General features: G+C 77.9%; 1 protein-coding gene and 1 pseudogene. Both read left to right on the top strand.

What is annotated here, in order from left to right:
* Positions 1-775: NAD(P)H-hydrate dehydratase (locus MHW47_RS35205; protein ID WP_239227878.1), on the top strand; the 775-nt coding region annotated here is incomplete at its 5' end.
* Between the two features lie 86 nt (positions 776-861).
* Positions 862-1,700: pseudogene (locus tag MHW47_RS35200) on the top strand (hypothetical protein); the annotation flags it as partial.

Below are 1,700 nucleotides of genomic sequence, written 5' to 3'. Positions count from 1 at the left end.
GGCCGGGGCCCACGGGGTGCGGGTCGCGGCCCCGCCCGCCCCGGCGGCGCAGCAGGTGGCCTTGGAGGCGCACCTGATTGCGGGACTGGGGTCCGAGTTGGATGGCGCTGCGGTGGTGGCGGCGGCCCGGGTCTCGCGGCGGATGGCGCGGCGCCTGACCGGGACGGGGGCGCGGGGCCGGGTGGTGTGGCTGGTCGGTCCGGGGCTGGGAGGCAGCCCGGTGGCCGGGAGGGTGCTGGACGCCCTTCAGGAGGTCCGGGACCACGACCGGGGTGCTGCTCTGGTGGTCGACGGCTCGCTGGGCGGCGGCCCCCGAGCCCGGGAGCGGCTTCGGCACCTGGGCGCGGACCTGGTCCTGCTCAACCGGTCCGAGGCACACTCCCTGCTCGCCGCGTCCGGCCCGGCCGGCCGGGCAGGGCGCGGAGGGACGGTCGGCGCGGCGGCACTGGCGCAGGCGGCCCGGGAGACCGGCGCGGTGATGGTGGCCAAGGGCGATCCGGATCTGATCACCGACGGCACCCGGACCTGGCTGGTGCCCGCCGGGCACCCGGGGCTGGCCCGGCACGGCTCGGGTGACGTGCTTGCCGGCGCCGCCGCCGCACTGCTCGCCCAGACACTGGCGCCCGCCGACGCGGCGGCGCTGGCCTGCCACCTGGTCGGCACCGCCGGCGAGGTGCTGGAGCGGACGGCGGGGCCGGGCTGGCTGACACGCGAACTCCTGGACGCGGTCGCCGCCGCCCTGCGCGACCTGCTCGCCGCCCCCGCCCGTCCCTGACCCGGGCGCGCCCCTACCTGCCCTTTCTCGCCGCCGTCGGCGGCACCTTCGCCTTGTTCTCGACCTGATCCGAGTGGAGATTCGTGATGACCCTTGTCCAAGAGCGCCCCGCCCTCGCGGCCGTGGAGCAGCTGAGCCGAGCTGCCGCGGAGCACCGGGAGTTCGGGGAGCGGAACGGGACCTTACATCCGCAGGTGTGGGAGGCGCTGACCAGTTCGGTGCTGCCCCGGGCCGCGCTGCCGTCCCACTGCGGCGGCCTGCAGTGGGATGTGCCGCAGATCCTTCTGGCGGTGCGCGAGGTCGCGCTCGCGGACCCGGCCGCCGGGTGGGTGACGGCGATCCACGCCCCGGCCGGGGCGTTCCTGTCGCGCCTCGACGTCCGCACGGCCCGGGACCTGACCGGCCCCGCCACGGTGGTCGCCGGCTCCTCGGTGCCGGTCGGCCGCGCCGAGCCGGAGGGCGACAGGGTGCGGCTGCGGGGGCGCTGGCCGCTGGTCACCGGGGCACCGGCGATGACCCTGGCCGCCCTCGCTGCCCCGGCCGACAGCTCCGGCATGACGGGCACCCGCTGGTGGCTCGTCCCGCGCAGCCGGCTGACGGTCGAGGAGGACTGGGACGCGCTCGGGCTGCGCGGCAGCGCCTCCCACACGGTCGCCTGCGACACCCTGCTGCAGCCCGCGCACAGCATCAGCCTGACCGACCCGCCGCTCGCGGACGGGGCGCTGTACCGCTACCCGCTGTACGGGCTGCTCGCCGGGTGCATCGCGGAGGTCGCCCGCGCGACCGGCGAGCGGGCCCGCGCCGCGTTCACCCGGCTCGTGGCGACCACCACCAGCCGCTACGGCACCGGGCCGATGGCCGGACAGCCTGCGGTCCAGGCCGCTTTCGACCAGGCCGACGGCCGCCTGCGCGCCGCGGCCGCCCT

This window comes from Streptomyces sp. OfavH-34-F, assembly GCF_022347745.1.
Classification (GTDB): domain Bacteria; phylum Actinomycetota; class Actinomycetes; order Streptomycetales; family Streptomycetaceae; genus Streptomyces.
The sequence above is the reverse complement of the archived record's forward strand: the minus strand, read 5'-3'. Positions and strand labels throughout refer to the sequence as shown.